27 protein-coding genes and 1 tRNA gene are annotated in these 26,424 nt (G+C 42.5%); 16 read left to right on the forward strand and 12 right to left on the reverse strand.

The window, feature by feature from the left end:
- Positions 1-54: 54 nt before the first annotated feature.
- A complete protein-coding gene (gene upp, locus INQ51_RS16885) occupies positions 55-717 on the reverse strand; it encodes a uracil phosphoribosyltransferase (RefSeq protein ID WP_233379128.1) in 663 nt (220 codons plus the stop codon).
- A 192-nt stretch (positions 718-909) separates the two neighbouring features.
- Between upp and INQ51_RS16890 the strand changes: the two genes are divergently transcribed.
- Positions 910-1,671: a class I SAM-dependent methyltransferase gene (locus INQ51_RS16890; RefSeq protein ID WP_233379129.1), complete on the forward strand. Its 762-nt coding sequence runs from the start codon at positions 910-912 to the stop codon at positions 1,669-1,671.
- A 7-nt stretch (positions 1,672-1,678) separates the two neighbouring features.
- Here INQ51_RS16890 and INQ51_RS16895 read toward each other — a convergent pair whose 3' ends face one another.
- From INQ51_RS16895 to tatC, 8 genes are all read right to left on the reverse strand, one after another.
- Positions 1,679-2,653, reverse strand: a complete 975-nt coding sequence (locus tag INQ51_RS16895; RefSeq protein ID WP_233379130.1) for a polysaccharide deacetylase family protein — start codon at positions 2,651-2,653, stop codon at positions 1,679-1,681.
- Between the two features lie 6 nt (positions 2,654-2,659).
- Positions 2,660-3,580 carry a hypothetical protein gene (locus INQ51_RS16900; protein ID WP_233379131.1) on the reverse strand — a complete coding sequence of 307 codons (921 nt, stop codon included), beginning with the start codon at positions 3,578-3,580 and terminating at the stop codon, positions 2,660-2,662.
- Positions 3,558-4,892, reverse strand: a complete 1,335-nt coding sequence (locus INQ51_RS16905) for a polysaccharide deacetylase family protein (RefSeq protein ID WP_233379132.1) — start codon at positions 4,890-4,892, stop codon at positions 3,558-3,560. The genes INQ51_RS16900 and INQ51_RS16905 overlap by 23 nt, the downstream gene beginning before the upstream one ends.
- A 10-nt stretch (positions 4,893-4,902) precedes the next feature.
- A complete protein-coding gene (gene radC / locus INQ51_RS16910) occupies positions 4,903-5,604 on the reverse strand; it encodes a RadC family protein (RefSeq protein WP_233379133.1) in 702 nt (233 codons plus the stop codon).
- 145 nt (positions 5,605-5,749) lie between these two features.
- Complete coding sequence (gene rpsT / locus INQ51_RS16915; RefSeq protein ID WP_119436511.1) at positions 5,750-6,001, reverse strand: 30S ribosomal protein S20; 252 nt, start codon at positions 5,999-6,001, stop codon at positions 5,750-5,752.
- 29 nt (positions 6,002-6,030) lie between these two features.
- Positions 6,031-6,102, reverse strand: a tRNA-Glu gene (locus INQ51_RS16920).
- A 189-nt stretch (positions 6,103-6,291) separates the two neighbouring features.
- Positions 6,292-7,014, reverse strand: a complete 723-nt coding sequence (lptB, locus tag INQ51_RS16925; RefSeq protein WP_233379134.1) for an LPS export ABC transporter ATP-binding protein — start codon at positions 7,012-7,014, stop codon at positions 6,292-6,294.
- A 33-nt stretch (positions 7,015-7,047) separates the two neighbouring features.
- A complete protein-coding gene (tatC, locus tag INQ51_RS16930) occupies positions 7,048-7,911 on the reverse strand; it encodes a twin-arginine translocase subunit TatC (protein WP_233379135.1) in 864 nt (287 codons plus the stop codon).
- A gap of 356 nt (positions 7,912-8,267) precedes the next feature.
- Here tatC and recQ point away from each other — a divergent pair, with 356 nt between their 5' ends.
- Together recQ and ahcY are read left to right on the forward strand one after the other, a co-directional pair.
- Positions 8,268-10,463: a DNA helicase RecQ gene (gene recQ, locus INQ51_RS16935; RefSeq protein ID WP_233379136.1), complete on the forward strand. Its 2,196-nt coding sequence runs from the start codon at positions 8,268-8,270 to the stop codon at positions 10,461-10,463.
- Positions 10,464-10,550: 87 nt separating this feature from the next.
- Positions 10,551-11,969 carry an adenosylhomocysteinase gene (ahcY, locus tag INQ51_RS16940; RefSeq protein ID WP_233379137.1) on the forward strand — a complete coding sequence of 473 codons (1,419 nt, stop codon included), beginning with the start codon at positions 10,551-10,553 and terminating at the stop codon, positions 11,967-11,969.
- Positions 11,970-12,018: 49 nt separating this feature from the next.
- On the opposite strand, the gene INQ51_RS16945 is transcribed toward ahcY, so the two are convergent.
- Positions 12,019-12,444 (reverse strand): Rieske 2Fe-2S domain-containing protein, encoded by a 426-nt coding sequence (locus INQ51_RS16945; RefSeq protein WP_233379138.1) that lies wholly within the window; start codon positions 12,442-12,444, stop codon positions 12,019-12,021.
- A 60-nt stretch (positions 12,445-12,504) separates the two neighbouring features.
- Between INQ51_RS16945 and INQ51_RS16950 the strand changes: the two genes are divergently transcribed.
- The 10 genes from INQ51_RS16950 to INQ51_RS16995 all read left to right on the forward strand — a co-directional run bounded on the left by INQ51_RS16950 (position 12,505) and on the right by INQ51_RS16995 (position 23,250).
- Positions 12,505-12,903, forward strand: coding sequence for a hypothetical protein (locus INQ51_RS16950; protein ID WP_233379139.1), 399 nt, complete (start codon positions 12,505-12,507; stop codon positions 12,901-12,903).
- Positions 12,904-13,058: 155 nt separating this feature from the next.
- On the forward strand, positions 13,059-13,532 hold the full coding sequence (greA, locus tag INQ51_RS16955) for a transcription elongation factor GreA (RefSeq protein WP_119436518.1): 474 nt from the start codon (positions 13,059-13,061) through the stop codon (positions 13,530-13,532).
- A 6-nt stretch (positions 13,533-13,538) separates the two neighbouring features.
- Positions 13,539-13,934: an HIT family protein gene (locus INQ51_RS16960; RefSeq protein WP_233379140.1), complete on the forward strand. Its 396-nt coding sequence runs from the start codon at positions 13,539-13,541 to the stop codon at positions 13,932-13,934.
- A gap of 123 nt (positions 13,935-14,057) precedes the next feature.
- On the forward strand, positions 14,058-17,702 hold the full coding sequence (gene dnaE / locus INQ51_RS16965) for a DNA polymerase III subunit alpha (protein WP_233379141.1): 3,645 nt from the start codon (positions 14,058-14,060) through the stop codon (positions 17,700-17,702).
- Positions 17,703-17,747: 45 nt separating this feature from the next.
- Entirely contained in the window at positions 17,748-18,065 is a 318-nt protein-coding gene (gene trxA, locus INQ51_RS16970; protein WP_233379142.1) for a thioredoxin, read from the forward strand.
- A 75-nt stretch (positions 18,066-18,140) separates the two neighbouring features.
- Complete coding sequence (locus INQ51_RS16975) at positions 18,141-19,070, forward strand: DUF58 domain-containing protein (protein WP_233379143.1); 930 nt, start codon at positions 18,141-18,143, stop codon at positions 19,068-19,070.
- Between the two features lie 375 nt (positions 19,071-19,445).
- Entirely contained in the window at positions 19,446-20,222 is a 777-nt protein-coding gene (locus INQ51_RS16980) for an NIPSNAP family protein (protein ID WP_233379144.1), read from the forward strand.
- Between the two features lie 163 nt (positions 20,223-20,385).
- Entirely contained in the window at positions 20,386-21,540 is a 1,155-nt protein-coding gene (locus INQ51_RS16985) for an ATP-binding protein (RefSeq protein WP_233379145.1), read from the forward strand.
- A 164-nt stretch (positions 21,541-21,704) separates the two neighbouring features.
- Positions 21,705-22,607, forward strand: a complete 903-nt coding sequence (locus tag INQ51_RS16990) for a YifB family Mg chelatase-like AAA ATPase (RefSeq protein WP_233379146.1) — start codon at positions 21,705-21,707, stop codon at positions 22,605-22,607.
- A 406-nt stretch (positions 22,608-23,013) separates the two neighbouring features.
- A complete protein-coding gene (locus INQ51_RS16995) occupies positions 23,014-23,250 on the forward strand; it encodes a hypothetical protein (protein WP_233379147.1) in 237 nt (78 codons plus the stop codon).
- A 37-nt stretch (positions 23,251-23,287) separates the two neighbouring features.
- Here the strand turns inward: INQ51_RS16995 and INQ51_RS17000 are convergent, their stop codons facing one another.
- Positions 23,288-23,506, reverse strand: coding sequence for a helix-turn-helix domain-containing protein (locus INQ51_RS17000; RefSeq protein WP_233379148.1), 219 nt, complete (start codon positions 23,504-23,506; stop codon positions 23,288-23,290).
- A 130-nt stretch (positions 23,507-23,636) separates the two neighbouring features.
- Between INQ51_RS17000 and INQ51_RS17005 the strand changes: the two genes are divergently transcribed.
- Genes INQ51_RS17005 through INQ51_RS17015 form a run of 3 tightly spaced genes read left to right on the forward strand, consistent with a single transcriptional unit; the run spans position 23,637 to position 25,314 of the window.
- On the forward strand, positions 23,637-24,251 hold the full coding sequence (locus tag INQ51_RS17005) for a zinc ribbon domain-containing protein (protein ID WP_233379149.1): 615 nt from the start codon (positions 23,637-23,639) through the stop codon (positions 24,249-24,251).
- Positions 24,252-24,274: 23 nt separating this feature from the next.
- The gene (locus tag INQ51_RS17010) at positions 24,275-24,904 is read left to right on the forward strand and encodes a zinc-ribbon domain-containing protein (RefSeq protein WP_233379150.1); all 630 of its coding nucleotides are present in this window, start codon (positions 24,275-24,277) and stop codon (positions 24,902-24,904) included.
- Positions 24,905-24,918: 14 nt separating this feature from the next.
- Positions 24,919-25,314, forward strand: a complete 396-nt coding sequence (locus INQ51_RS17015) for a 5-fold beta-flower protein (protein ID WP_233379151.1) — start codon at positions 24,919-24,921, stop codon at positions 25,312-25,314.
- Positions 25,315-25,347: 33 nt separating this feature from the next.
- On the opposite strand, the gene INQ51_RS17020 is transcribed toward INQ51_RS17015, so the two are convergent.
- Positions 25,348-26,421, reverse strand: a complete 1,074-nt coding sequence (locus tag INQ51_RS17020) for an endonuclease (RefSeq protein WP_233379152.1) — start codon at positions 26,419-26,421, stop codon at positions 25,348-25,350.
- Positions 26,422-26,424: the final 3 nt, after the last annotated feature.

Here is a 26,424-nt window from a genome sequence, read left to right on the forward strand (position 1 = left end):
GTCAGGAATGCCATCTCTCTGAGTAATCAGATGGGATGGCATTCTTGCTTTTACTTATTTCGAGTCAATTTTTTCGCCAAAGGCAAGGTCTCCGGCGTCACCCAGGCCGGGAACAATGTATGATTTAGGCGTCATTTCGGGGTCTACAGCACCCAGCCACAAGGTAACATTGTCTGCCTTGATTTTTTCTTTTACATAGTTAACGCCTTCTTCGCTGGCAATGATGGCAACCATGTGAATGTGCGCCGGTTTTCCTTTGCTGAACAGTGCCTCGTAACCAATTTCCATCGATTTTCCCGAGGCCAGCATGGGATCGGAAAGAATAACTACTTTGTTGTTGAGCGACGGCGATGCCATGTATTCAAACTCAATTTCAAATTTTCCACCTTCGGTATATTTTCTGAAAGCCGAAATAAAGCAGTTCTCCGCCCGGTCAAAAACCCGGAGAAGCCCGTTGTGCATGGCCAGTCCGGCACGCAGAATGGTGGCCAAAACAGGCTGACTCTTTAATTTCGGAACTTTTGCCACACCCAGCGGCGTTTGTACGTCTTGTACTTCGAATTCCATTTCCTTACTGATTTCGTAAGCAAATAATTCCCCAATGCGGTTCAGGTTATCACGAAAACGAAGCGGGTCGGTTTGAATGTTAATATCACGGATCTCGGCCAGGTATTGGTCCAGTATAGAATGATTGTTGCCTAAAGTTTTTATGTTCATATTCTACTATCGCAGTTTATAAAAGTGAGTTTTCTTTTTAATTTTGGTTTCGCATTTTTCATGAGAAAAATCCGCGATCTTCTTTGTTGTCAGATGCTGGCTAAAACTGGTTGGGGCAAATAAAAATGGCTTTAAATCAGGGAAAGCAAAGATTTTTTGATATAAATGACTAATTGACAACATGTACAGTTTATGATAAAACGTATCTATAAAAACCTGTTTTCGGAAAAACTGCGCGTAAAAATAAGGATTTATTTCAATATACTGATTTCTCCTTTCTATTCGGGGCAGCAGTTTTATTGTAATTGTTGCCAGAAATCGTTTCGGAAATTTCTTCCAAAAGGGAATATCGAACGGGAAAATGCCCAGTGCCCTTATTGTGGCTCGCTTGAACGGACGCGGGTTTTGACATTGTACCTGAGAAATGAAACCGGAATTTTTACCATGAAGAGGCCTAAAATTTTGCACGTTGCCCCGGAATATTCTTTGTTTCGTATTCTTAAAAAACTTGACGCTGAATATGTGGATGGCGATATCGATCCGGCTTATGCACGGAATGTGGTTGATATTACAGATATTCATTTTCCGGATAATTATTTTGATCTGATAATTTGTTCGCATGTTTTGGGACACGTGCCTGATGAGGCAAAGGCTGTTAAAGAGCTGTGCCGGGTACTTTCTCCGGGTGGCGAGGCAATTATTATGTCTGTTTTAGACCTCGACTCTTCTGTTACTTTGGAGGATAGTAAGATCGTTTCGCCCGAAGACCGTTTGGCTCGTTACGGAGAATTTGATTTATGCCGTTTGCACGGTATGGATTTTCAGGATCGGTTGGAAGCGGGCGGTTTTAACGTGAAAACTATCGATTACCGTACGCATTTTACAGCCGCAGAAAATGCCCAATTCAGGTTGGGAGATGGTAAACGAGAGTTGATATTCAGTTGTAGAAAATAGCAGGCGTTTAGTGATTCACTCTTGCTTTGCCCACCCATTTTCTGATAAGAAAGTATAGAAATTCCGCCTTCAGGTTGTTAACAAAGTCGCCGGGCATTTCAACCGGGTACCGTTGAAAGTGCGTACTTACACTGTCGTATTTGAGGCCGGCCGTTCCAAAGGTAATGTCGCATATTTGCTTTTTCACCAATTTGGTTAGCAACTTTTCCGAAACTCCGTGGTCGGTAAAAGGGAAGGCGAAGGCTTTTATTTTGGGCTCAAAGTGGTGGTTGATCCACTCCATATTTTTCTCAATTTCATCGAACTGTGCATTTTTTTTCATGAGCCAGAATTCGGGATGGGAACACGAATGCCCGCCAATCGTAAATCCTTGTTTGTGTAACTGCTTTAGCTGACTTTTGGTCATGTAGGGCTGTTGTTCCTTTAAAAATGCAGCAAAATCCATTTCAAGCAGTTCGGCTGCTTGGTCAATTAGATCCTTTTGATGATATGGAGTTTTTAGCAGATTGTGCCGGAAGATACCGTGTTTGGCCAAAAAACTTTCGGTTTCTGAATCGGGGTTTGTCAGCAAACCGTTTAACAGCAGGCTGGCTTTGTAACGGTGAAAAAGCGCTTTGTTGCCCACAAAATCAGAATTGATAAAGAAGGTTGCCGGAATTCCTTTCCGCGATAAAATGGGCGCAATTATTTCGGCACATTCGCTAAGCCCGTCATCAAATGTCAGATGAAATTTTTTCACGGAATTGAATGGGTTTGCATAGAACTCCTCCAGCGGAACGGGTGTAAAATATCTTAGAATGTAATCGAGTTCGCTTTCGAATGTGTTGGCATCTCTGTACGGATAGTTCAGAACATGGGCCAAATGACTGTTACTTACGGTATGGTAAAAGGGTAGAAAAGCGGGAGTATTTAGCCGGAATAAAGTTTTCGCCGGAACAACCCGGGCCACTTGTTTGCATATGGAACGAGGAATATTTGCCATCGGAATTCAGGATTTGATCCACCGAAGTGGCAAAGGTAAACCATTGTATTTGACCAGAAAATAGGTTTCGGGGTAACTTCCGAAGCCGCTGAAGAAGTGAGCAATGCCCGGCACCGTGGAGCCCTCAAAATCAAGTGTTGTATTTTTCCCTGCATTTTCACGGATAAAGCCGTCGATCAGAAGCCGCATGGCACCCGATTTTTTGCCGGTCTTATTTGCAACAGAATCGTGGAATGTAACGCGGTTGCCGTATTTGCAGAAATAACCGGCCGCACACAATTCGTTGGAAGGAGTGTAAATCCCGTAAATTCTTCCAATTCCTTTGTACAGCCCAAATGCGATCAGGCGCTTGGCTGTATTCCAATCTTCTTCCGAGAATTCCCGCCAGGGGTTTTCGGCTCTGAGTTGTAAATAATCATCCAGTTGAATTCCTGCCACAAAGCTCAGGTTCTTTTTATGTGCTTTTTTCAGGTTCTTTTTGGCATCGGGCGAATACCCCGAATACAACCCGGCATAATTCATATTTAAAGGAAGAATATAGTTGGTGCGGGGCGAAATTTTCAAGTGGAGGCCGGTATTCTCCATAGGCGTTTTTGTGTTCACCTGTGTGTCGCAATATTTAAAGAGCTGCGAAACTTTCAGAAAGAATTGCCTGGTGATTTCTTCCGAAGGAGCCGGGAATATTCCCAGTTGCTGGCAGTAATCGGGTTGATAGACATAGGAGATTCCCCATTTTTTTCGCACGGGCAGTGGCATTATAAAATCATAATCGCCCATTACCAGCGCATCCCAGTTGTCGGCAGCACGGTCGAGGTACCAGGAGGCGGCATAAATGTGCTGGTTGGGGGAATTGTTCAGGCAGTTATCCCACTTGTTGTAATCAATGTCCTTATTTTTTATGTACCTAATGTTGGGTTGTTCTTTCATTTGCCCAGCTAAATCCAAGTTGGTTCATGTCTTCAAACACCTGGCGGAAACCTTTCCAGATTCCTTTGTCGTTAACGGTTTCGTTGTGCCAGATACTCACAAATGTACCACCAACATTCTTAACTTCGGTCATGATTTTTTTAATTTCTTCAAAAGCTTTGTCAGGAGACAGTTTCAGGTAGTGCGTAAAGGTTCCGTCCATAACCTGGAAGGGCACAACCAGCAGGTTGGTGGCGGTCTCGCGTTCCAGGTCGTAGAAGTAAAAAGGCGTGCAAATACCAGCCCTGAATCCATGCAAACAAGAGTAACCCATTGTATAGTCTTCCACAATTCCGCTTTTGATCAGCCGCCGGTACGAAGTGGGCAGCTGAAGCCGCAGAAAATGCTGACGGCTTTTCAGAATATTGGATTTCAGGATTTTTTCCAAACGAATTCGTTCGGTGCGCGTTTTTTTGCGGTTCCCTTTTTTACTGGAGGCAAAAGAAGGATGCAACGCTACATCGTATTTTTCTTTGATGGTGCGGATCAGTTTTTGGTATGATTTGTTGCGGTGCGAGATGTTTTTATCGTAACGGCCCCAGTCGCCCAGCAGGAAAAAGAACTTTACCTTCTCCTCGTTTCCTTGAAATACCGTATTCAGGTATTCATAAGTGTCGTATGGATCCTGGCTTTTCCCGGTCAGTACGTTTAATCTTTGCCTGAATTCAGCCCGATCTTTAAAAAACGATTTTAGCAGGGCAGCACCTGTTCGCCAGCAACCTTTGTTTTTATAGGCCCAGGCATTGTCGATATCAATGGTTGAAATAAAGTCAAATTGGGATTGAGGGAAACTCAACTCGGGATGTTTTTCTTTTAGCTTGTTTCCCAGCAATTGTGCCCAAATATTGACAACCGGTTTCTGAAAGAGATTGTATTTTACGAGGATGCTGTTTTGCGGCGTGTAGCGATCGAGTTTGTCGCGGGTTTTGTCGGTATATTCCTCGTGGCGGCTAACCAGGTAAAAAGAGGCAGCCAGCGGATCGAACGGCAGATCGGAATCCTGCGAACTTTCGCAAAAGTATTTGTTCCCTTCGTACCAAACCGGTTGAATGCTTGGCTTGATCAATGCTTTCTGAAGGATCAGCCGGTGTGGCTTGATGTAAAACTCATCCCCAAATTTTTGGTACGAATAGTTGAACTTTGGCCCATCGTGTTGCTGAAATTCCTTTGAATTTTTTGTGAACGCAACTTCCGTTTGCAGGATGTTGGTAAAAATGAGCTTCGAAATGTACTCGATTCGGGAGGTAATCTTTTCAGAGTAGATCAGTATCATTTGGTTTCGTTTAAAAGTTTAGCATTCCCTCGTCGGCAAAACTCAGGTAATTGTTGTGCCCGATGATGATGTGGTCGAGCACGGCAATGTCCATGGTTTCGGCGGCGGTTTTGATTTTTCTGGTTATTTTTTTGTCAGCATCGGAAGCCTGCATGGTCCCCGACGGATGATTGTGGCACAATATAATGGCACTGGCTAGTTTTTCAATGGCGGGTTTCAGGATAATTCTTACGTCGATCACGGTTCCGGAAATGCCTCCCTGGCTGATCATAAACGTATCGATTATTTTATTGCCGCGGTTGAGCAGCATCACCCAGAATTCTTCGTGGCTCAGGTCTTCGAGCAAAGGAGAGAAATAATCGGCGGCGTCTTTGCTCCCGGTAATTTTGTTGTTGCTGAACACTTCGGCGTCTTTGCGGCGTTTTCCCAACTCAAGTGCTGCTGCAATGGTGACGGCTTTTGCTTCGCCAATTCCGTTAAAAGTTTTCAGGAATTCGATGTTCTTTTGTCCAAGTTCGTTCAGCTTGTTGTTCACGGCGGCGAGTATCCTGCGCGAAAGCTCCACGGCTGTTTCTTCCAGGTTTCCCGACCCAATAAGTATGGCAATCAACTCGGCATCGCTAAGCGAACGAGCGCCTTTTGCGAGTAGTTTTTCGCGTGGCCGGTCTTCCGCTGCCCAGTCTTTAATATTTAGCTTTTTGTAGTCGCTCATATCTCCGGAACTTCTCTTTTAAAAATAAACAGAATAAATGATTTGTAAAAGACCGAATCGATTGTTCCGGAACATATGTCAGATTGAGGCAAAAAAAAACCTCCCCGCATTGCGGAGAGGCTTCTATCTTGTTGAATGTTGTTTCTTACAACTGATTCACTTTTAAAGCCAGACTTGATTTCAAGTTCGATGCTTTGTTTTTGTGAATGATGTTACGTTTTGCCAGTTTATCAATCATAGCAACAACGCCCGGATACAGCTTTGCAGCTTCTTCCTTGTCAGTAGCATTACGCAATGCTTTAATTGCATTACGAGTAGTTTTTGCGTAGTACTTGTTGTGTACTCTCTTCTTTTCATCCTGACGGATCCTTTTTAATGCTGACTTATGATGTGCCATTTCTACGTTTCTTCTTTAAAAAAAATTAGTAGCCCGTAGGGGATTCGAACCCCTGCTACAAGAATGAAAATCTTGCGTCCTAACCCCTAGACGAACGGGCCATCATGTTAATTCCCCTTATTTTGGGACTGCAAAAATACTGCATTTTTGTTATCTGCCAAATTTTTCAGGAAAAATATTTCAGCTAAATTTTGGTCTTCTTTCGTTTAAAAAGCCGTTTTTATTTTAGCGCTGCAAAGAAAAGCAAGTTTTTTGGATTTGCAAATAAAAAAATGCAAAAAAAATCATTTTTATCGCAGTTCGAAGTTTTGTCCGAGATAAACACGTCTTACATCTTCGTCGGCAGCAAGCTCTTCTGCAGTCCCGGCCTTCAGGATGTTACCTTCGAATAACAGGTACGAACGATCGGTAATGGTAAGCGTTTCGTGCACGTTGTGGTCGGTAATCAATACACCGATGTTTTTTTCTTTGAGCTTCATTACAATCTGCTGGATGTCTTCCACCGCAATCGGGTCTACGCCGGCAAAGGGCTCATCGAGCAAAATAAACTTTGGATCGATGGCCAGCGCCCGTGCAATCTCGGTACGACGCCGTTCTCCTCCCGACAGCTGGATTCCTTTACTTTTGCGGATATGTTGCAGGCTAAATTCATCCAAGAGCGTTTCTAGTTTTTCTTTCTGGAATTCTTTCGAATAATCGGTCATTTCGAGCACAGCACGAATGTTGTCTTCGATGCTGAGCTTTCTGAAAACAGAAGCTTCCTGGGCCAAATACCCAATTCCTTTTTGGGCTCTTTTATATACCGGCAGCTTGGTAATCTCCTCAGTGTCGAGGAAGATCTTTCCGGAAAAAGGCTGGATCAGGCCTACGATCATGTAAAACGACGTGGTTTTTCCGGCACCGTTGGGGCCCAGCAAACCTACAATTTCGCCCTGTTTTACATCAAAACTAACCCCTTTTACAACGGTTCTTTTCCGGTATTTTTTGACAATATTTTCTGCTCGTAAAATCATTTGAGTTCAAATAACGGATTTTTTTTGGATGAATTACAAGGCATTCATCTCCATTTCACGTTTTTTAACCACCCGGCGCGAGATGAAAATTCCTACTTCGTACAGCAACACCAAAGGAATACAAACCATAATCTGGCTGAAAACATCTGGAGGCGTAATAACGGCCGAGAGCAGCAACATCAACACATAGGCATGCTTCCGGTAAGTTTTCATAAACTTTGGGGTGAGAATTCCAACCTTGCTCAAAAAGTAAGAGAAGATAGGAAGCAGAAAGACTACCCCGGATGCCAGCGAAATAGAAGTGACCGTAGCAATGTACGACCGGGTATTGATTTGGTTGGTAACCGACTCTGATACACTATAGGTTCCCAAAAACTGTATGGAAAGCGGTACGATCAGGAAATAACCAAAAAGTACACCCAACAGAAACAGTATAGAAGTATAAAATACAGCGCCGCCGGCATGTTTTTGTTCTTTTTCGTACAATGCCGGTTTAATAAAGCGCCAGAATTCGTAAAAAACCACCGGTGCAGCTATGACAAGTCCGGCAATGATTGAAATCATAATGTGCATCATAAACTGATCCGACATTTTGATGGCAATCAGATGCAACGGCTGTTGGTTGATATTGAGTGCATCGGTTCCTACCATTTCCCCGAGTTTGGCCAGCATTCGGTTGGTCCAGAACTCCGGGGTCATCGGTTTCATTATAATCGTATCGAAAATGAGGCTTTTGAGAGCAAAAGCAACAATTGCAAACACAAACACGGCAATAAAAGAACGAATGATGTGCCACCTTAATTCTTCGAGGTGTTCCAGAAACGACATTTCTGATTCTACTTTTTGTGCTTTACGCTTTTTTGTGCTTTGTTCTTCTCTGGTATTTTCTTCGCTCATTGGCTTCAGGCTTAATAAAAACTTCACAAATGTACAGGAATTTTTGGCATTTGAAATTTCACATTTTCGAAATCTGTAAAGCCGCTAATTCCGAGGTTTCGAATATACATATATTATAAGAAGCTATTTATTATTGGCAGGTGTGATTTGCATGAATTCAAATTGAAATCATATTTAAGCAGTTTTTGAACGGAAAACTTTCCATATTTGTATTGAGGGAATAAAAAATGGAAAGGGTTAAGGTTTGAGGCAGATGTTATGAAAACAAATGACAAGCTTTAAAAATCATTAAAAATCATTGCTGTTTTATTTACTTTTAATAAATTAGAATTTGCTATTCGATTAAATAGTAGATTGTGGGAGAGTTAGTTATGTATAAGGATATTGATTTGCTGGAGCGACTGCAGCATTTTTTTGGTTTTGATCGCTTTAAAGGCCAGCAGGAAGCTGCGATCAAAAGTGTGTTGGGCGGTGATAACACCTTTGTGTTGATGCCAACGGGGGGAGGAAAGTCGCTGATCTACCAGTTGCCCGCGCTGATAATGGAAGGAACAGCGATTGTTATTTCTCCGCTTATTGCGTTAATGAAGAACCAGGTGGATTCGATTCGCGGAATGAATGCCGAAGATAATGTGGCGCATTTTCTGAATTCGTCCTTGTCGAAAGCAGCCATTACCCAGGTGAAGGAAGATGTGATAAACGGCAAAACGAAGCTGTTGTATGTGGCACCTGAGTCATTGACAAAAGAAGAGAATATTGAATTTCTAAAACAAATCAAAATATCGTTCTATGCCATCGATGAAGCGCATTGTATTTCGGAATGGGGGCATGATTTTCGGCCTGAGTACCGGCGGATAAAGCCCATTGTGGAAGAGATCGGTAAATCGCCGATTGTTGCGTTAACGGCAACGGCAACGGCAAAAGTTCAGCACGATATACAGAAAAACCTTGGAATCCTGGATGCACAAGTGTTTAAGGCATCGTTTAACCGCGAAAACCTTTACTACGAAGTACGTCCGAAGGTGAAGACAGTGAACCAGATTATCAGGTTTATCAAGCAGAACGAAGGGAAATCGGGGATTATTTACTGCCTGAGCCGGAAGAAGGTGGAGGAACTGGCTGAAAACCTGCAGGTAAACGGCATCAAAGCACTGGCATACCATGCCGGGATGGATGCCAATACCCGTTCAACCAACCAGGATAAGTTTCTGATGGAAGAGGTGGACGTGATTGTGGCGACCATCGCTTTTGGAATGGGGATCGATAAACCCGATGTGCGTTTTGTGATTCACTACGATATTCCGAAGAGTTTGGAGGGATATTACCAGGAAACCGGGCGTGCCGGTCGTGATGGCGGCGAAGGGAAATGTATCACTTTTTATGCCTACAAAGACATTCAGAAGCTGGAGAAATTTATGCACGGAAAACCGGTGGCCGAGCAGGAAATCGGGAAACAACTGCTGCTGGATACAGTTTCTTATGCCGAGACCGCGATTTGCCGGAGGATTATTCTGTTGCACTATTTTGGGGAAAAATACGAGCAGGAAAACTGTGGCAATTGTGATAATTGTTTAAATCCGAAAGAGCAGATCGAGGCCCAGGAGGAAATTGTTATTGCGCTGAAAGCCATTTTGGAGGTGAATGAAAAATACAAAGGCGACCACATTGCCAATATCTTGATCGGGAACAAGACCGCTGCCATAAAATCGTTCAAGCACTACACGCTTGAATCGTTTGGAACGGGTGCCGATCACGACGAACGTTTCTGGAATGCCGTGTTCCGACAGTCGATGGTGGCAGGCCTTATCAATAAAGACATTGAAAACTACGGTTTGCTGAAGGTTACGCCCGAAGGACATGCGTTTTTGGCCAATCCGGTAAGTTTTATGCTGGTGCGAAATCATGATTACGAGGAAGAAGCCGAAAGCGAAGGAGGAGCACCCTCCGGAGGATCGAGTGGCGATCCGCAGCTGTTTTCCATGTTAAAAGATCTGCGCAAGCGTATTGCCAAGCGGCATAATCTGCCGCCGTTCGTAATATTTCAGGATCCTTCGCTCTCAGATATGTCGATTCAGTATCCAATCAACATCGAGGAATTGCAGAATATTCAGGGTGTTGGCCAGGGGAAAGCCCGCCGGTACGGAAAGGATTTTGTGGAGCTGATCAAGCAATATGTGGAAGACAACGACATTGAACGCCCGGAAGATTTGGTGGTGCGCACCGTGGCCAACAAGTCGAAAATGAAAGTTTTCATCATTCAAAGCATCGACCGCAAAATTTCGTTCGAAGATATCGCTGAATCCAAAGGAATTGAAGTTTCGGAAGTGATCAGCGAAGTGGAGGCAATCGTTAATTCAGGCACAAAACTGAACATTGATTACTACATCAACGATGTGCTGGATGAAGATCATCAGGAGGAGATTTTTGATTATTTCAGGGAGGCCAAGTCAGATTCCGTGCAAGAGGCATTGGACGAGCTGGGAGAGGATGAATATTCGGAAGATGATATCCGGCTGATGCGTGTCAAATTTTTCTCCGACATGGGGAATTAAGATACCGATAAACATATTCAACTTTTTACATGCAAAAATGTTACTTTTGCACCGCTTTATCATTTGTAACAATTAATACAACAAAATATGACAGTTGCAGTTAACGAAAAACTTGCTTACAAAGTAGCCGATATTTCACTGGCTGATTTTGGGCGAAAAGAAATAGAGATCGCGGAAAGAGAAATGCCGGGACTGATGTCGATCCGGAAAAAATTTGGCCCATCGAAGCCTTTAAAAGGTGCCCGCATCATGGGAAGTCTTCATATGACCATTCAAACCGCTGTTTTGATTGAAACACTGGTGGAATTGGGAGCAGATGTTCGCTGGGCAAGCTGCAACATTTTCTCGACTCAGGATCATGCGGCAGCCGCTATTGCACAGGCTGGTGTTCCTGTTTTTGCTTGGAAAGGCGAAACGCTGAAAGAATACTGGTGGTGTACCGAGCAGGCCCTGAACTTTGGCGATGGCGTTGGCCCTACCGTAATTGTAGACGATGGAGGTGATGCTACCATGATGATTCACCGCGGATATGAAGCTGAAAGCAATGCAGCCATTTTGGATAAACCTGCTGAGGGCGAAGATGAGTTGCAACTTAACCTGATACTGAAGCAGATTCTATCAGAAGATCCTACCCGTTGGCAAAGAGTAGCCAAAGAGGTGAAAGGTGTTTCGGAAGAGACAACCACCGGGGTTCACCGTTTGTACCAGATGCAGGAAGAAGGCAAATTGCTGTTCCCCGCCATAAATGTGAATGATTCGGTAACCAAATCGAAGTTTGATAATCTTTACGGATGTCGTGAGTCGCTGGCGGATGGTATCAAGCGTGCCACCGATGTTATGATTGCCGGAAAAGTGGTAGTTGTTGCCGGTTACGGTGATGTGGGTAAAGGTTGTGCCCACTCGATGCGCAGTTACGGTGCGCGGGTGATTGTTACCGAAATCGATCCGATTTGTGCGCTTCAGGCTGCGATGGAAGGGTTCGAGGTTAAACCCATGGAAGACGCATTGTGTGAAGGAAATATTTATGTAACCACCACCGGAAACAAAGATGTGATCACCGGCGAGCACATGGCTAAAATGAAAGACCAGGCCATTGTTTGTAACATCGGTCACTTTGACAACGAAATCCAGGTAGCACGTCTTGAAAAATGGCCCGGAATTCAGCGGACGAATATCAAACCACAGGTAGATAAATATACATACGAAGACGGACACAGCATTTATCTGCTGGCTGAAGGACGCCTGGTAAACCTGGGTTGTGCCACCGGTCACCCGTCGTTTGTTATGAGTAATTCATTTACCAACCAGTCGCTTGCACAAATCGAGCTTTGGGAAAATGAGTACGAAGTGGGTGTGTATACACTTCCGAAAAAACTCGACGAAGAAGTGGCTCGTTTGCACCTCGAGCAAATTGGTGTTAAGCTGACCACACTAACCGATGAGCAGGCCGCTTATTTGGGTGTGCCCAAAGAAGGACCGTATAAACCGGAACACTACAGGTATTAATCTATACGAAAGGATATCAGAAAGCGGGTCTCAGTTTTGGGGCCCGTTTTTAGTTGTAAACCCTTAGCATATCTCCAAAACGCGATACATTGTATTGTTTGAGCGGGGCTGAAGCCGGGCCTTTTACAACACTGCCTCCAATAAAGATGAATTGCGATTCGCAACAGGAACAGGTTCCGGTGGCACCTTTGCTATCAACCCGGCAGCTCGAGTTTATTTCGTTGGTGCAGGCTGCGTCAAAGGCGTAGTACGAACCTTCCATTTCGCAATAAATAATTAAGCCGCCAAACCCGGGCCCGGGAAAATAAACGGAGTTTCCGGGAACCGTAAGTTCGTTGTGCGTTATCAGGCTAACCTGGAACGCAACCGGAACATCGGGAATTTGCGAGTCTATTTCATTGCACGATAGCGAAAGCAACAAAACCAGTACGAAAAAAAATAAATACTTCCCACTTCTTAAAATCAACTGCTTCATTTTTATTATTTTTACTGGAACTATCAAAAGTAGCAATTTATTGCGTAAGCCGTATGACTCATGGATGATCTGATCGTCATAATATTAACGATTCTGGTTGCAGTGGTAGGGGCGCTCAATCAACGGAAAAAGAAAAGAGAGGCCGAGGCGTCTGCTTCCGAAGAGGCAGGGCAGCCTACTGATTTCTGGGAAATGATTATGCAACAGGAAGAGCGGCCCCCGGTTTACCAAACGGTACCACAGGAGGAGGACGATCTTTACGACGAAGTGGTGGATACTGTGCCCGAACCCAAGCCTGTTTATCAGTTTAAGGCTGAAGCCGAGGGAAGTTCTGAAGTGGTGGGAGAGAAGAAAATTCTCCAGCGCGAGGCTAAAAAGCGGGTGATGGTTGACGGGGAAGAATTTTCCATCCGAAAGGCCATTATATACAGCGAGATAATGAACCGGAAGTATATATAAATCATTCATTATGAATATTTTTTCGGCCGGATCATTTCAAAATTGAATAAATTATTTACATTTGCAGGAAAGGAAGGGTCCTGGGCAACCGGGATTCTTTCTATTTTTTTATGCACTATTATAGTATCAAAAAGAAAAATGAAGGAGGATAAGAAATGTCCGAAGTAACATATTTAACACAGGACGGACTAAACAAGCTTAAAAAGGAGCTTGAGCGTCTGGTGACGGTTGAAAGACCGAAGATTTCGAAACAGATTGGCGAGGCCATCGAAAAAGGCGACATCTCTGAAAATGCGGAGTACGACGCAGCAAAAGATGCACAGGGAATGCTGGAAGCAAAAATTGCCCAGTTGCAGTCGAAAGTGGCCAGTGCCCGTATTCTCGACGAATCAAAAATTGATACGTCGAAAGTTCAGATTTTGAACAAGGTAACCATCCGGAACCAAAAGAATAATGCAACTATGCAGTATACGCTGGTGCCGGAGAGTGAAGCAAACCTGAAAGAAGGGAAAATCTCAGTTCAGACACCGATTGCCAAAGGGCTGATCGGGAAAAAAGTGGGCGATGTGGTGGAAATCAAAGTTCCATCAGGTATCATTCCTTTTGAAATTGTAGAAATCTCAATTTAATTAAAAATGGCAAGCATTTTCACGCGCATTGTAAACGGAGAAATACCAGCCTACAAAGTTGCTGAAGACGATAACTTTCTGGCCTTTCTCGATGTATTCCCAACAGCCAAAGGGCACACGTTGGTGATTCCCAAAAAAGAAGTGGATTATCTTTTTGATTTGGATGACGAGATGTACGCCGGATTGCAAATGTTTGCCAAAAAAGTAGCACTTGGAATACAGAAAGCCATTCCTTGTGTGAAAGTAGGCGTGATGGTTTTGGGGCTTGAAGTGCCGCATGCGCATATTCACCTTGTCCCGATGCAAAGTGAAAAGGATTTGCTCCATTTCTCGGAGAAGGTAAAGTTTCCGCCGGAAGAGATGGAAGCCATCGCAAAATTGATTGCCGATAGCATCGAATAAAATAACAGCCTGGTATTCACCGGGCTTTTTTTTGCTTCCCCGATTCTACCAAATTTTATTAACAAAGCCCCTTCGCCGCAGCCAAATTAAGTACCTTTAAGGGACTTTTTGAAACGTATATTTATGGTTCCATTTACGCATTTACACGTACACTCACAGTATTCAATTCTCGACGGGGCAGCCAGTGTTCCGGCCCTGGTTAACAAGGCCAAGTCGGACAATATGACCGCGCTGGCGCTGACTGACCACGGTACCATGTTTGGCATCAAGGAATTTCATGCTGCCTGTAACAAAAGTGAGATTAAACCCATTCTGGGCTGCGAAACGTACGTGGCATCCCGTACAATTAATGACAAAAACGATAAGGTGGACCGTTCGGGGCATCACCTTATTTTGCTGGCCAAAAATAAAACCGGTTACCGTAACCTGATCAAACTGATTTCGGTCGCCAATACCGAAGGTTTTTACTACAAGCCGCGTATTGATAAAGAATTGCTGCTAAAACACCACGAAGGATTGATTGCTTCTTCGGCTTGCCTGGGGGGGGAAATTCCGCAGCTGATCATGAACAACCACATGAAAGATGCCGAAGATGCTATTTTGTGGTACAAGAATTTATTTGGAGAAGATTACTACCTGGAGTTGATGCGTCACCCGGCAGAAGCGATCGAACAGCGGCAGGAGGTATACGACTGGCAGGTAATGGTGAACAAGCAGCTGGTGGTGCTGGCAAAAAAGCTGGGAGTGAAACTGATTGCTACCAACGATATTCACTTTACCAACAAGGAAGATGCTGATGCGCACGATCTGCTGATCTGTCTGAATACCGGGAAGGATTTTGACGACCCGAACCGGATGCGTTACACCAAACAGGAATGGTTTAAAACGCAGGCCGAAATGAACCAGCTTTTTGGCGATATTCCGGAGGCGCTGGCAAACACCATGGAAGTGGTGGAGAAGATCGAGAATTACGAGCTGAACTCTGCCCCCATTATGCCTGTGTTTCCTATCCCGGAGGAAATTGGAACAGAAGAAGAATTTGCCCAAAAATATTCGGAAGCCGATTTGCGCGAAGAATTCGGCGACGCTGCTTTTGAGCGCCTGGGGGGCTACGACAAAGTATTGCGCGTAAAGCTTGAATCCGCTTTTCTGGAGCATCTGGCTTTCGAGGGGGCCAAGGAACGTTACGGCGATCCGCTCGAAGCTTCGGTGGAAGAACGGCTTACCTTCGAATTGAATACCATTAAGGTGATGGGGTACCCGGGGTACTTCCTTATTACGCAGGATTTTATCAACTGGGCCAAGGATAACGGAGTGTTAGTTGGTCCGGGGCGTGGTTCGGCAGCGGGTGCAGCCGTTTCTTATTGTTGCGGAATTACCAACATCGACCCGATTAAGTACGACCTGCTTTTCGAGCGTTTCCTGAACCCCGACCGTATATCGCTTCCCGACGTGGATATCGACTTTGATGATGACGGGCGGCAACTGGTACTCGATTATGTAACCAATAAATACGGGCGCGATAAAGTGGCCCACATTTGTACGTTCGGAACCATGGCTACCAAGTCATCCATCCGCGATGTGGCAAGGGTGTTGAAACTTCCGCTCCCCGAAGCCGACCGCCTGGCAAAACTGGTGCCCGATGCACCGAAAATGAGTTTTGCCAAAGCGTACAAGGAAAGTCCAGAACTGACAGCTGAAAAGAAATCGCCTAACGAACTGGTAGCGCAAACCATCAAATTTGCCGAAACACTGGAAGGATCGGTCCGGCAAACCGGCGTTCATGCCTGCGGGATTCTGATCAGCCGCGATACGCTTTCGGACCATATTCCGCTGATGCCGACCAAAGATGAAGAACACCTTCTGACCACTCAGTACGACGGCCGTTTTGTGGAAGACATTGGTTTGCTGAAGATGGACTTCCTGGGATTGAAAACGCTTTCGATTATCAAGGAAGCATTGGAGAATATACGGATTTCAAAAGGGATTGAAGTTGACATTGAAAAAATACCTTTTGACGATAAAAAAACCTTTGACCTGTTTAGCCACGGCGAAACCACCGCGATCTTCCAGTTTGAATCGGACGGGATGAAAAAGCACCTTCGGGATCTGAAGCCCAACCGTTTTGAAGACCTGGTGGCCATGAACGCCTTGTACCGCCCGGGACCAATGGAATACATCCCCGATTACATTGCCCGTAAACACGGACGGCAGAAAGTAGATTACGACGTTCCAATGATGGAGAAATACCTGAACGATACCTATGGTATTACGGTGTTCCAGGAGCAAGTGATGTTACTTTCGCGTTTACTGGCCGGTTTTACGCGTGGTGACTCCGATACGCTTCGTAAAGCGATGGGTAAGAAGATTATGGCGGTGATGAACAAGCTGAAAGCAAAATTTATTGACGGGTGTAAAGCCAATCTTCAGTTTGTAAACGAATGTAAAAATACGGGTAAAAAGCCCGACGATGTCATCGAAAAGATCTGGAAAGACTGGGAAGCATTTGCCTCTTACGCCTTTAACAAGTCGCACTCGGTGTGTTATGCGTACATTGCCTATCAAACCGGTTACCTGAAAGCCCACTTTCCGGCAGAGTTTATGGCGGCCAACCTTAGCCGTAACCTCAGTAACATTACCGATATCACCAAGTTGATGACGGAATGCCGCCGCATGAAGCTGAATGTTTTTGGACCGGATGTAAACGAGAGTTTTGTGAAGTTCACCGCCAATAAAAACGGAGACATTCGTTTTGGAATGGGCGCGATTAAAGGTGTGGGCGCAGGAGCTGTTCAGAACATTATTAACGTGCGGGAAAAGCTGAAAGGGTTTAAGACCATTTTCGACGTGGTGGAAAACGTCAACCTGCAGACCGTAAACAAGAAAAACCTGGAAGCGCTGGCAATGGCCGGGGCGTTTGACAACCTGGGAATGAAACGCAGCTGTTTTTTTGCAGGTGAGCACGAAAACGATGATACGAACTTTATTGAGAAGCTGATCCGTTATGGAAACAAGCTCCAGCAGGAGAGCAACAGTGCACAGCAGAGCCTTTTTGGTGCTTTCGATACCGGTTCGGTGGTAAAAAAGCCGACCATTCCGCCCGTGGAAGAATGGGCAAAAATTATCCTGCTGGAGAAAGAAAAAAACCTGATCGGTATTTACCTGACAGCTCACCCGCTGGACGATTACAGGCTTGAGTTGGAAAACTTCTGTTCGAGAGATGTTTCGCTGAAAGAATTAAATGAGGATATTGAGAAGCTGAAGGACAAAGATTTGACTTTTGGCGGAATGGTGACTGCCTCGCGTGAAGGACAGTCAAAAAACGGGAACATGTATGCAACGCTGACTTTGTCGGATTACACCGATTCCAAAGAACTCTTCTTTTTTGGAAACGACTATGTCAACTTTGGGAAGTACTGTAAAACCGGACTTTTTGTAATGGTTCGGGGAACGGTGAAAACCCGCTTCAACAGTAATTTTTACGAGTACAAGGTGAACAGCATCGAGTTGTTATCCGATGTAAGGTCGAATTATGTGAAAAGTGTTACCATCAATATGCCCATTTCAGCGCTCAATAAAAAACTGGTGACGGATATTGATCATCTGGCAAAAGAACACAAAGGAAACGCGTTGCTGAAATTTGTTGTGTACGACCCCGAAAACAATATGCAATTAGAAATGTTTTCAAGAACAGCAAAGGTTGATCCTTCGGATGATTTCTTAAGCTTTTTTGACGATCAGCCGGACGTGAGTTATAGAATTAATTAGTTAGTTTTGCGCAAATTATAACAACAAATATTAAAAGAATATATTATGGCTTTAGAAATTACAGATGCCAATTTCGAGGAATTGGTCTTGAATTCAGACAAACCGGTTATGTTGGACTTTTGGGCTGTTTGGTGTGGCCCGTGTCGTATGATTGCTCCGATCGTTGAAGAAATGGCGGCAGAATACGAAGGAAAAGCAGTAATTGGGAAAGTGGATGTAGACAGCAACCAGGAAGTTGCCATGAAGTACGGAATCCGTAACATCCCTACTGTTTTGTTCGTCAAAAACGGCGAAGTGGTTGACAAACAAGTGGGCGCTGCTCCAAAACAGGCGTTTACCACTAAACTGGATGCTCTGCTGTAATCCGTAACGAAATACTATTCACCGGGTGACTCTGAGTTGTGTCAATTAGTCACCCGGTGAATTCATTTTTGGAAAGTGAAAAACATCTTCGACATAGAGCAATTTCATCAGTTCGATAACCTGGGGTTGATCGCTCAGGAGGTGGTGGAAGGTTTTATTACCGGTCTTCACCGCAGTCCTTTTCATGGTTTTTCGGTGGAGTTCGCCGAGCACCGGCTTTACAACCAGGGAGAATCAACCCGCCAGATCGACTGGAAACTCTATGCCCGCACCGACAAGCTTTTTGTAAAACAATACGAAGAGGAAACCAACCTGCGTTGCCAGCTGGTGATGGATACTTCTTCGTCGATGTTGTTTCCGTATTCAAAAGGCAGCAAACACCTTCAGAACAAACTGGCTTTTTCGGTGTACACCGCAGCCGCGCTTATTTACCTGATGCGGAGACAACGCGATGCTGTCGGGCTTACGCTTTTTTCGGATGAAATTGAGTTTCACTCCACACCCCGGCTTTCGTCGGTAAATGCCGAGATCATGTTCAGCAAACTTTCGGAGCTGATCCAGCCCGAAAATGCGCATTTGCGGAAAAACACCAACACAACACAGGTGCTTCACCAAATTGCCGAGAATATCCACAAGCGCTCGCTGGTGATCATTTTCAGCGACATGCTCGACAGTCAGAAAACCGAAGAGCTTTTTTCGGCGCTTCAGCATCTTCGTTACAACAAACACGAAGTCATTCTTTTTCATGTCACCGATCATTCGCTGGAACGCGAATTTGAGTTCTCCAACCGGCCGCACAAATTTGTGGATCTGGAAAGTGGACAGGTGGTAAAGTTCAATCCCTGGGAAGTAAAAAAACACTACGTTTCAACGGTTAAAGAATATTTCGACGACCTGAAAGTGAAATGTGGCCAGTACCAGATCGATTTGGCCGAGGCCGATATCAACAAAGATTTTAAAGAAGTCCTGTTTTCGTATTTGGTAAAGCGGAAGAAGCTTTTCTGATCCTTCAGCAGATTCAGCACATCGTTCCCGCGCGACCGGTAGTTGCGTTGCATCGTTTTTGTATTTTTTACCGTCATTTTTCCGTTCCGCAACGTCGTTTTTGCATCCATCCGAGTCGTTTTTCCGTTCCGCTACGTCGTTTTTGTATCCATCCGGGTCGTTTTTGCATTCCGGAGCGTCGATGACGAGCAATTTTGAGTCGTTGTTGCATTTTTTGTGCTCGTTTCCCGGTAATGTTTCCTGGATACTCACTTGCTGTCAGCCAAATTTTGTTGAACACGACATTTATTTATCGGTGAATAAAAGTATCTTAGAGTTCCTCTAAATGATCGTTTTTAGAGACTAAAACCAAAGAACCAAAATAAACCAATAATCATGGAAAGAAGATCATTTCTGAAAAAGTCAGCACTGGCAACCGGTGCTGCAATGACTGCCGGCAGTTTAAAGGCCAACACTTCACCCATCGTTGAAAAAGACATTTACGAACTTCGCGTGTTCCATCTGAAAAGCGGTGGAAGCCGAAATCAGCTGAAGAAATTCTACACCGAAGCGGTGATTCCTTTTCTGAATGAAAGAGGTGCCACGGTGGGTGCTTTTAACGAGTACAGTAAAGAAGATCCGCCAGTCATGTACATTCTGCACGCCCATCGTAGTTTGGCTGCTTATTTTGAAGCCGTTCAGGGAATGCGGTCGGATCCTTCGTTTCTAAAGGCGGCAAACGACTACCTGAATCTTCCGGCTGATAATCCGGTTTTCGAACGGTACGAAACCTTTTTGCTGGAAGCTTTTGATGGCATTCCGCGTTTAAAAGAACCGGCAAAAAGTCGTGGCCTTTTCGAGCTGAGGACCTACGAGAGTTACAACGAAGATGCCGGGGTACGCAAGGTAAAAATGTTTAACGACGAGGAACTTCCGCTGTTTGACAAAGTGGGCTTACATTCGGTATTTTTTGGGCAGCACCTGGCCGGACAGTACATGCCTGCTCTAACGTACATGCTGTGGTTTAACGACATGGAAGAACGCGAGGCCAACTGGGCGAAATTTGTCGGCAGCCCGGAATGGAATGTAATGAAAAACAAACCTGAATATGCCAACTCGGTAAGTAAGGTGCAGAAGAAATTTCTGACTCCGGCCGATTTCAGTCAGTTGTAAACAGGGGCAGAGGTTGCTAAAGTCATACGAATTTTATCTATGCATTCATCCGATGGTAATAATCTTTATGTAAATTCAAACATGAGTCTATGTAAATTCAAAATTAAAGCCATGTAAATTCAAATTAAGTAGTATATTTATATTTGATTATTAGTAGATTGTGATGATTAATAGAGAGATCGCAAGTCGAATAATGCAGCATGGCACAAAGTATCCGGTGATTGCTGTTACGGGACCACGACAATCAGGGAAAACGACTTTGTTAAAGTCAGCTTTTCCGGATTATGAATATGTTAGTTTGGAAAACCCTGATAACCGCAATTTTGCGGAAACCGACCCCAATGGTTTTTTCAGCCGCTATTCCCGTAAAATTATTCTTGATGAAGTACAACGGGTCCCCGCGTTATTTTCATACATTCAAACTCTTGTTGATGAAAGTGGTGAAAGAGCACAGTTTATCTTATCGGGATCACAGAATTTTCACCTGATGGAAAGCATTACCCAAAGCCTTGCTGGCAGGGTTGCAATTTTTCGCTTATTTCCATTTGATTTTCAGGAATTACAGTCGGAAGGATTGTTAGACGATGATTATCTTGATAGTCTCGTAAGGGGATTCTATCCTGCCATTTATGATCGCGATATTCCATCAAGAATTTTTTATTCGAATTACATTCAAACGTATGTTCAGCGTGATGTAAGTGAATTGGTTGCCATAAAAAATATCCGGCTTTTTCAGAACTTTCTGGGACTTTGTGCCGCACGTGCCGGCCAGTTACTTAACTTAAACTCACTTGCCAACGAATGTGGCATTTCTCAGCCCACCGCAAAATCGTGGCTTTCGGCACTTGAAAATAGCTACATCGTTTTTCAGCTTTTTCCGTATCATGAAAATTTTAGTAAAAGAATAGTAAAAACACCAAAACTTTATTTTTACGATTCAGGATTGCTGTGCTATCTGTTGAAAATAAGTTCTTCTAAACAGCTTTTAACTCATTCTGTAAAAGGAAATCTCTTTGAGAATATGATGGTTGCAGAATATGTAAAACGTATTAGTCATAAGAATACTTTTGAGGATGTCTGGTTTTGGCGTGATTCTAACGGGAATGAAGTGGATTTGATAATTCAGGAAGAACAGCAGTTAAATCTGGTTGAAATAAAAGCGGGGCAAACTGTTATGTCAGATATGTTCAGTAGATTATTGTGGTGGGAAAATTTAACGAAACAAAAGAATCTCACAAAAACATTGGTGTATGGAGGAAACGAACGACAATCACGAAGTATTGGGGAAGTTATGCCATGGAGAGATTTCGGAAAATAGAGTCCCAGGTTTTTGTGTGCATTCTGACTCGTCTTTATTTGCAATAAGAAAATAACTAGCTTTTCCTTGCATCGATAGTAATTGTAAAAAGGCGTTCAGCAAAAAGTTCGATTTTATTAATCGCTGAAAATCACTAAATTTAAGGATTACTAAAGTCCCCGTATATGTTAGTAAAGACCTTCGGAAGCGCAGTTTTTGGAATCGATGCCACTACCATTACCATGGAGGTGGACGTTACCACCGGAATTAAATTCATGTTGGTTGGCCTGCCCGACAGTGCCGTAAAAGAAAGTCAGCAACGCATTGAATCGGCTCTGCGTTTAAATGGCTACAAATGGCCCAAGCAAAAGATCATTATCAACATGGCGCCTGCCGATATCCGCAAAGAAGGCTCTGCCTACGATCTTCCGTTGGCAGCGGCAGTGTTGGCCGCTTCGGGGCAGATCGATGCTTCCTTGCTATCGAAATACGTTTTAATGGGCGAATTGTCGCTCGACGGGACTTTGCAGCCGCTAAAAGGAGTGTTGCCCATAGCCATTAATGCCCGCAAAGAAGGTTTTGAAGGATTTATTCTTCCCCGGGCAAATGCGCGGGAGGCAGCAGTAGTGGATACGCTTAAAGTGTACGGTGCCGAAAATATTGTGGAAGTGATTGACTTCCTGAACGGGAAACCGGCACTCGAAGAAACGGTGATTGATACCCGTGCTGAATTTTATGCGCAAGTAACCAATAATCCGCTCGATTTCTCGGATGTAAAAGGACAGGAAAATGTAAAGCGAGCGCTGGAGATTGCGGCTGCCGGAAGTCATAATATAATTCTTGTCGGGCCTCCCGGATCCGGGAAAACGATGTTGGCGAAGCGCATCCCTACGATTCTTCCGCCCTTTTCGCTAAAGGAAGCACTCGAAACCACCAAAATTCATTCGGTTGCCGGTAAGATCGACAAGGAAACTTCGCTGATGACCCGCCGGCCTTTCAGGTCGCCCCACCATACGATTTCGGACGTTGCTTTGGTTGGAGGTGGAAATTATCCCCAACCGGGGGAAATAACAATAGGATATATTTAGGGTATTTCTAACATTCAGATATAGAGTAAATTGCATCTTGTTAGAAGATGTAATTTTTGATAATTGAAATATTCCCAATAAGAATCTTAAAAAAATTGCAATATATCATTTGTCGTCAAGAACTTTCGAAGTTAATTAGCTTTGATATCAGAATACATCACCTGTAATACTTCCTTCCATCTACATTGAATTGCCAATTCACATTTCCCCAATTTGATCTTTGCGATCATTCTTCAGACTCCCGCGCAAGCTGGAAAAGGTGTGAAATAGTCTATTTTACAAGGATTCCTAGTTTGCGAATCTGCCAATTAATTTGTGGGTGAAATATTTCACAGATCAAAAAGATTTGAATATAAAACCTCTTAAATAATTATTTATCTTAGCATATCGTGTTAATTCAATTATTATGAATGCATTTGAATTTGTCTCAAATTTTGAAAGTTATATTGACGAGATTGAAGAAGTAATTAAACCGGAATTAATTCCAATCTTAAATAAACTTCGTGAAATTGATCCCCATGATGTTGTAAGACCTGATACATGGATTCCATTTCAATCTAATGCTCGTGGAATTGTCTGGAGTTTATTCATCAGGGAGAAAAGGAAAGCTGAAAAACCTATCTCTACAAATCTCCTTCAATGAACTTCCTGTAAATTAAACGATGTTGAAAATAAAAATCCTATCCAACATCAACTAAATCTTTGACATCTACTCCTAAAGCTTTACTAATCTTATAAAGTGATAATAGGGTGAGATTACGAGTTCCCGATTCGATAAATGACATATTACCTTTTTCGAAATTACACATTGCTGCAAGATCCTGTTGAGAGATTCCTTTTTCTTCCCTCAGCTTCTTGATTTTTGTACCAACTCTTATTTGCAATTGTTCGAATTCCATTAGATGCCATTAATCGACATCTAATTTTTTGTTTTATATTTGATTAACGGTTATGATATATTATAACCAAATATGAAAGCTCAATTGACAAAACTGATATGTCTAACCGATTCAATTAAAAACCAAACAAATGGCATACTGTGAAAATTGTGGAACTAAGATTATATCTGATTCAAATTTTTGTACAGAGTGTGGATTTAAAATTGAGTCAGATATTTTAAATCCAACTAAAGTAAAAGAGAAAGAAAATACAACTAAAACAGAAGATACTGAAATCAATACAGAGTCGAGTAAAAACTTTATGGATTTTTCCACCGAATTTGGTGTAAAAACTAACAAGGTCGATTTCACACCATCTAAAAACAATAAAAGAAAACCACCAAAAATTCAAGACGGTTCAAAAGAAGAAACTGAATTAGATGAAACCTTTGTGTTGGAAACAACAAAATTAGCAAAAGAATTTGTTGAACGTTCATCTGAAATTAAGGATGAAGATGATATTAAAATTAAAGACATAAAATCATTTTTTGAACTTGGTGAAAGAATTGAAAAATTAGGGAGTATCGCTCAAGAAAGTAAGACAATTGAAAGTAATAATAAAACTAAAATCTCTTACGACACCCTTGAAATCATTGAAAGTATTGTTGGTGTCGTTCTGATTATTGGTTTGGTAATTGTCCTTGTAATTTATTTTCCTGACTATAAAGATAATCTCCCTGAATGGTTAAAATCAATATTTGAATAAACTAATCACTAATAAATAAAATCATGGGTTATTGTCGAAATTGTGGAAATAAACTAAATCCAACATCCAAATTTTGTTCTAATTGTGGAGAACAAGTCGTTGGTGATAATATGGTAAAATCACAGAAAAAGTCGAATAACAGAGGGAAAAGTGGAATTAGTACAATTTGGTGGGTCATAATGTCAATTGTTGCATTGTTATTGGTCGGGACATTATTTCATGAATCGAATCCAAATGAAACAAATGATGTTGAAACTAATACTACTTTACCTTCAGAATTAAACACAAAACTAATTGATGAATTAATTCTACACTTCAGAAATGATGGAATTATCGGAGAAATAAAACATTATAAACAATCAGTAGTAAGGGATGAATTTGGAGACAAACTCATTGGTGATTGTACCTACGAATCCGAAAAGGAAGGTCAAATGTTTTCTTTTAGTATATATCAATTTAAAAATAATGAGGAATTAAAAAACAGTTTACAAAAATCAAAAGAAGAACATCCTTTTGTTTGGGAACAATCTCAAATCTATATAAATGATTGTATGCTAATGGATATTGGAGAGATGTCTTTTGGTGGAGTTGTAATAAATAATAATGAAATCAGAAAGAAGATTGCATCCTCATTCAAATCATTCATAAATTAAAACAAATTCAAAAAATGAAGATTACATTTTTCACTCTGATTGTTTTATTACTTGGTCTTTCAGGTAAAGTTGATGGACAGGAGATTCAAAATAACAGTCGTAGTATTATTGGATATATAGAGGATGGAACCGTCATGAATAAAACTCGTTCAATAGTTGGTTATGTTGACGATGGAACAATTATGAATAGGTCACGGTCTATCATCGGTTACATAAAAGATGGTACTGTGATGAATTCTTCAAGGTCAATTATTGGTTATATTGATGGAAACACCGTAAAAAATAAATTACGGTCTATTGTTGGGTATGTACAAGATGGTAAGGTAATGAATAAAACAAGGTCTATAATAGGTTATTACAAGGGTGTTGAATCATCCGAAGCAGCATTACTATTTTTCTTTTTCCTTTGAATAGAATTTTTTGAATCATGAAAAAAGTATTGTTCAATTGAGGTCAGACACCACCATTTTCTTCCGGTAAATCACATCACCATTAGTTATTTTAATAAAATATATCTCATCAGACCACCCTGCTATATTAATCCTTGTCGATGATCCAACGAATTCAAAATGTAATACAGAGACACCATTTGTATTGAATATTTCTCCGGTGACATCACCTTCAAATGGTGCTTCTATAATTATATACTCTGAAGCGGGATTGGGATATAAATGTATTTCCTTTATATTGAAAACATCCACCACGGTTGTATTAGTATCTCCCCAAATCAGATCTACAAATTCCGGGTGATCCACAAATGGATTTCTATTTTTTTGATAAGTATAAATCACATTATTTCTATGGATTTCAAATGAATCCACCGGATCTTCTTTATTCCATTCTAAAAGGGTTGAAAGTTTACCCATATACCCCTTGCCGGATTCATTTAAATCAAAGGTATTAACTGTATCCACCAATTCAAGGTCAGGTTCATCTCCTTCTCCTTCATAACGTGTTGCCATATAGAATAGCATCCTAGCAACATCACCTTTCACAGCGTCTCTTGGTTCCCAACTATCGGCATCAGTATAACATTCTGTTGCACCATCACCATCCACATACAAAGAACCACCATTGTCGAAATCTTTATTGTTCCTAGCAGAATTTACGGTGATGTCAGCTGGCCGGAGATGATGAACATCCGTTCCTGCACCCATTGTTGTTCCAAAATCACCATGCGATTTAGCCCAAACATGTTCTCTACTCCAACCTGTGCTATCGTTATATTCTTGGGCTGCATTGACTGACCAACCACTATAAAAAAGTATTACATTTTCGGGATTGGTGGTGTCTTTGTCGGTTTCTTTTAGTATATCCCATGTGTCGGTTGATGAAGATGTATATGGAAATTCAACATGGTCTTTGATGATGTTGTGGAGTCCGGTTTTAAGTTGCTCACCGGTTAAGTTTTGAACGGTGGTGTAGTAACCATTTGGAATCTGAGCTGAACTAATCGCAGCAAATAGAATTTGAATTACTACAAAAAAACTACCTTTTGAGAGATTTCTTAATCTCATAAA

This window comes from Maribellus sp. CM-23 (assembly GCF_021354595.1).
GTDB lineage: Bacteria > Bacteroidota > Bacteroidia > Bacteroidales > Prolixibacteraceae > Draconibacterium.

Coding starts and splice junctions, on each gene's coding strand:
- ahcY (WP_233379137.1), top strand. CDS start 10,551: ATGACAGTTGCAGTTAACGAAAAACTTGCTTACAAAGTAGCCGATATT.
- INQ51_RS16890 (WP_233379129.1), top strand. CDS start 910: ATGATAAAACGTATCTATAAAAACCTGTTTTCGGAAAAACTGCGCGTA.
- trxA (WP_233379142.1), top strand. CDS start 17,748: ATGGCTTTAGAAATTACAGATGCCAATTTCGAGGAATTGGTCTTGAAT.
- INQ51_RS16945 (WP_233379138.1), bottom strand. CDS start 12,444: ATGAAGCAGTTGATTTTAAGAAGTGGGAAGTATTTATTTTTTTTCGTA.
- upp (WP_233379128.1), bottom strand. CDS start 717: ATGAACATAAAAACTTTAGGCAACAATCATTCTATACTGGACCAATAC.
- INQ51_RS17010 (WP_233379150.1), top strand. CDS start 24,275: ATGGGTTATTGTCGAAATTGTGGAAATAAACTAAATCCAACATCCAAA.
- INQ51_RS17000 (WP_233379148.1), bottom strand. CDS start 23,506: ATGGAATTCGAACAATTGCAAATAAGAGTTGGTACAAAAATCAAGAAG.
- INQ51_RS16980 (WP_233379144.1), top strand. CDS start 19,446: ATGGAAAGAAGATCATTTCTGAAAAAGTCAGCACTGGCAACCGGTGCT.
- INQ51_RS16905 (WP_233379132.1), bottom strand. CDS start 4,892: ATGATACTGATCTACTCTGAAAAGATTACCTCCCGAATCGAGTACATT.
- greA (WP_119436518.1), top strand. CDS start 13,059: ATGTCCGAAGTAACATATTTAACACAGGACGGACTAAACAAGCTTAAA.
- INQ51_RS16960 (WP_233379140.1), top strand. CDS start 13,539: ATGGCAAGCATTTTCACGCGCATTGTAAACGGAGAAATACCAGCCTAC.
- INQ51_RS16895 (WP_233379130.1), bottom strand. CDS start 2,653: ATGGCAAATATTCCTCGTTCCATATGCAAACAAGTGGCCCGGGTTGTT.
- lptB (WP_233379134.1), bottom strand. CDS start 7,014: ATGATTTTACGAGCAGAAAATATTGTCAAAAAATACCGGAAAAGAACC.
- INQ51_RS17015 (WP_233379151.1), top strand. CDS start 24,919: ATGAAGATTACATTTTTCACTCTGATTGTTTTATTACTTGGTCTTTCA.
- INQ51_RS16950 (WP_233379139.1), top strand. CDS start 12,505: ATGGATGATCTGATCGTCATAATATTAACGATTCTGGTTGCAGTGGTA.
- INQ51_RS16995 (WP_233379147.1), top strand. CDS start 23,014: ATGAATGCATTTGAATTTGTCTCAAATTTTGAAAGTTATATTGACGAG.
- tatC (WP_233379135.1), bottom strand. CDS start 7,911: ATGAGCGAAGAAAATACCAGAGAAGAACAAAGCACAAAAAAGCGTAAA.
- INQ51_RS16990 (WP_233379146.1), top strand. CDS start 21,705: ATGTTAGTAAAGACCTTCGGAAGCGCAGTTTTTGGAATCGATGCCACT.
- INQ51_RS16900 (WP_233379131.1), bottom strand. CDS start 3,580: ATGAAAGAACAACCCAACATTAGGTACATAAAAAATAAGGACATTGAT.
- INQ51_RS17005 (WP_233379149.1), top strand. CDS start 23,637: ATGGCATACTGTGAAAATTGTGGAACTAAGATTATATCTGATTCAAAT.
- dnaE (WP_233379141.1), top strand. CDS start 14,058: ATGGTTCCATTTACGCATTTACACGTACACTCACAGTATTCAATTCTC.
- INQ51_RS16985 (WP_233379145.1), top strand. CDS start 20,386: ATGATTAATAGAGAGATCGCAAGTCGAATAATGCAGCATGGCACAAAG.
- INQ51_RS17020 (WP_233379152.1), bottom strand. CDS start 26,421: ATGAGATTAAGAAATCTCTCAAAAGGTAGTTTTTTTGTAGTAATTCAA.
- rpsT (WP_119436511.1), bottom strand. CDS start 6,001: ATGGCACATCATAAGTCAGCATTAAAAAGGATCCGTCAGGATGAAAAG.
- radC (WP_233379133.1), bottom strand. CDS start 5,604: ATGAGCGACTACAAAAAGCTAAATATTAAAGACTGGGCAGCGGAAGAC.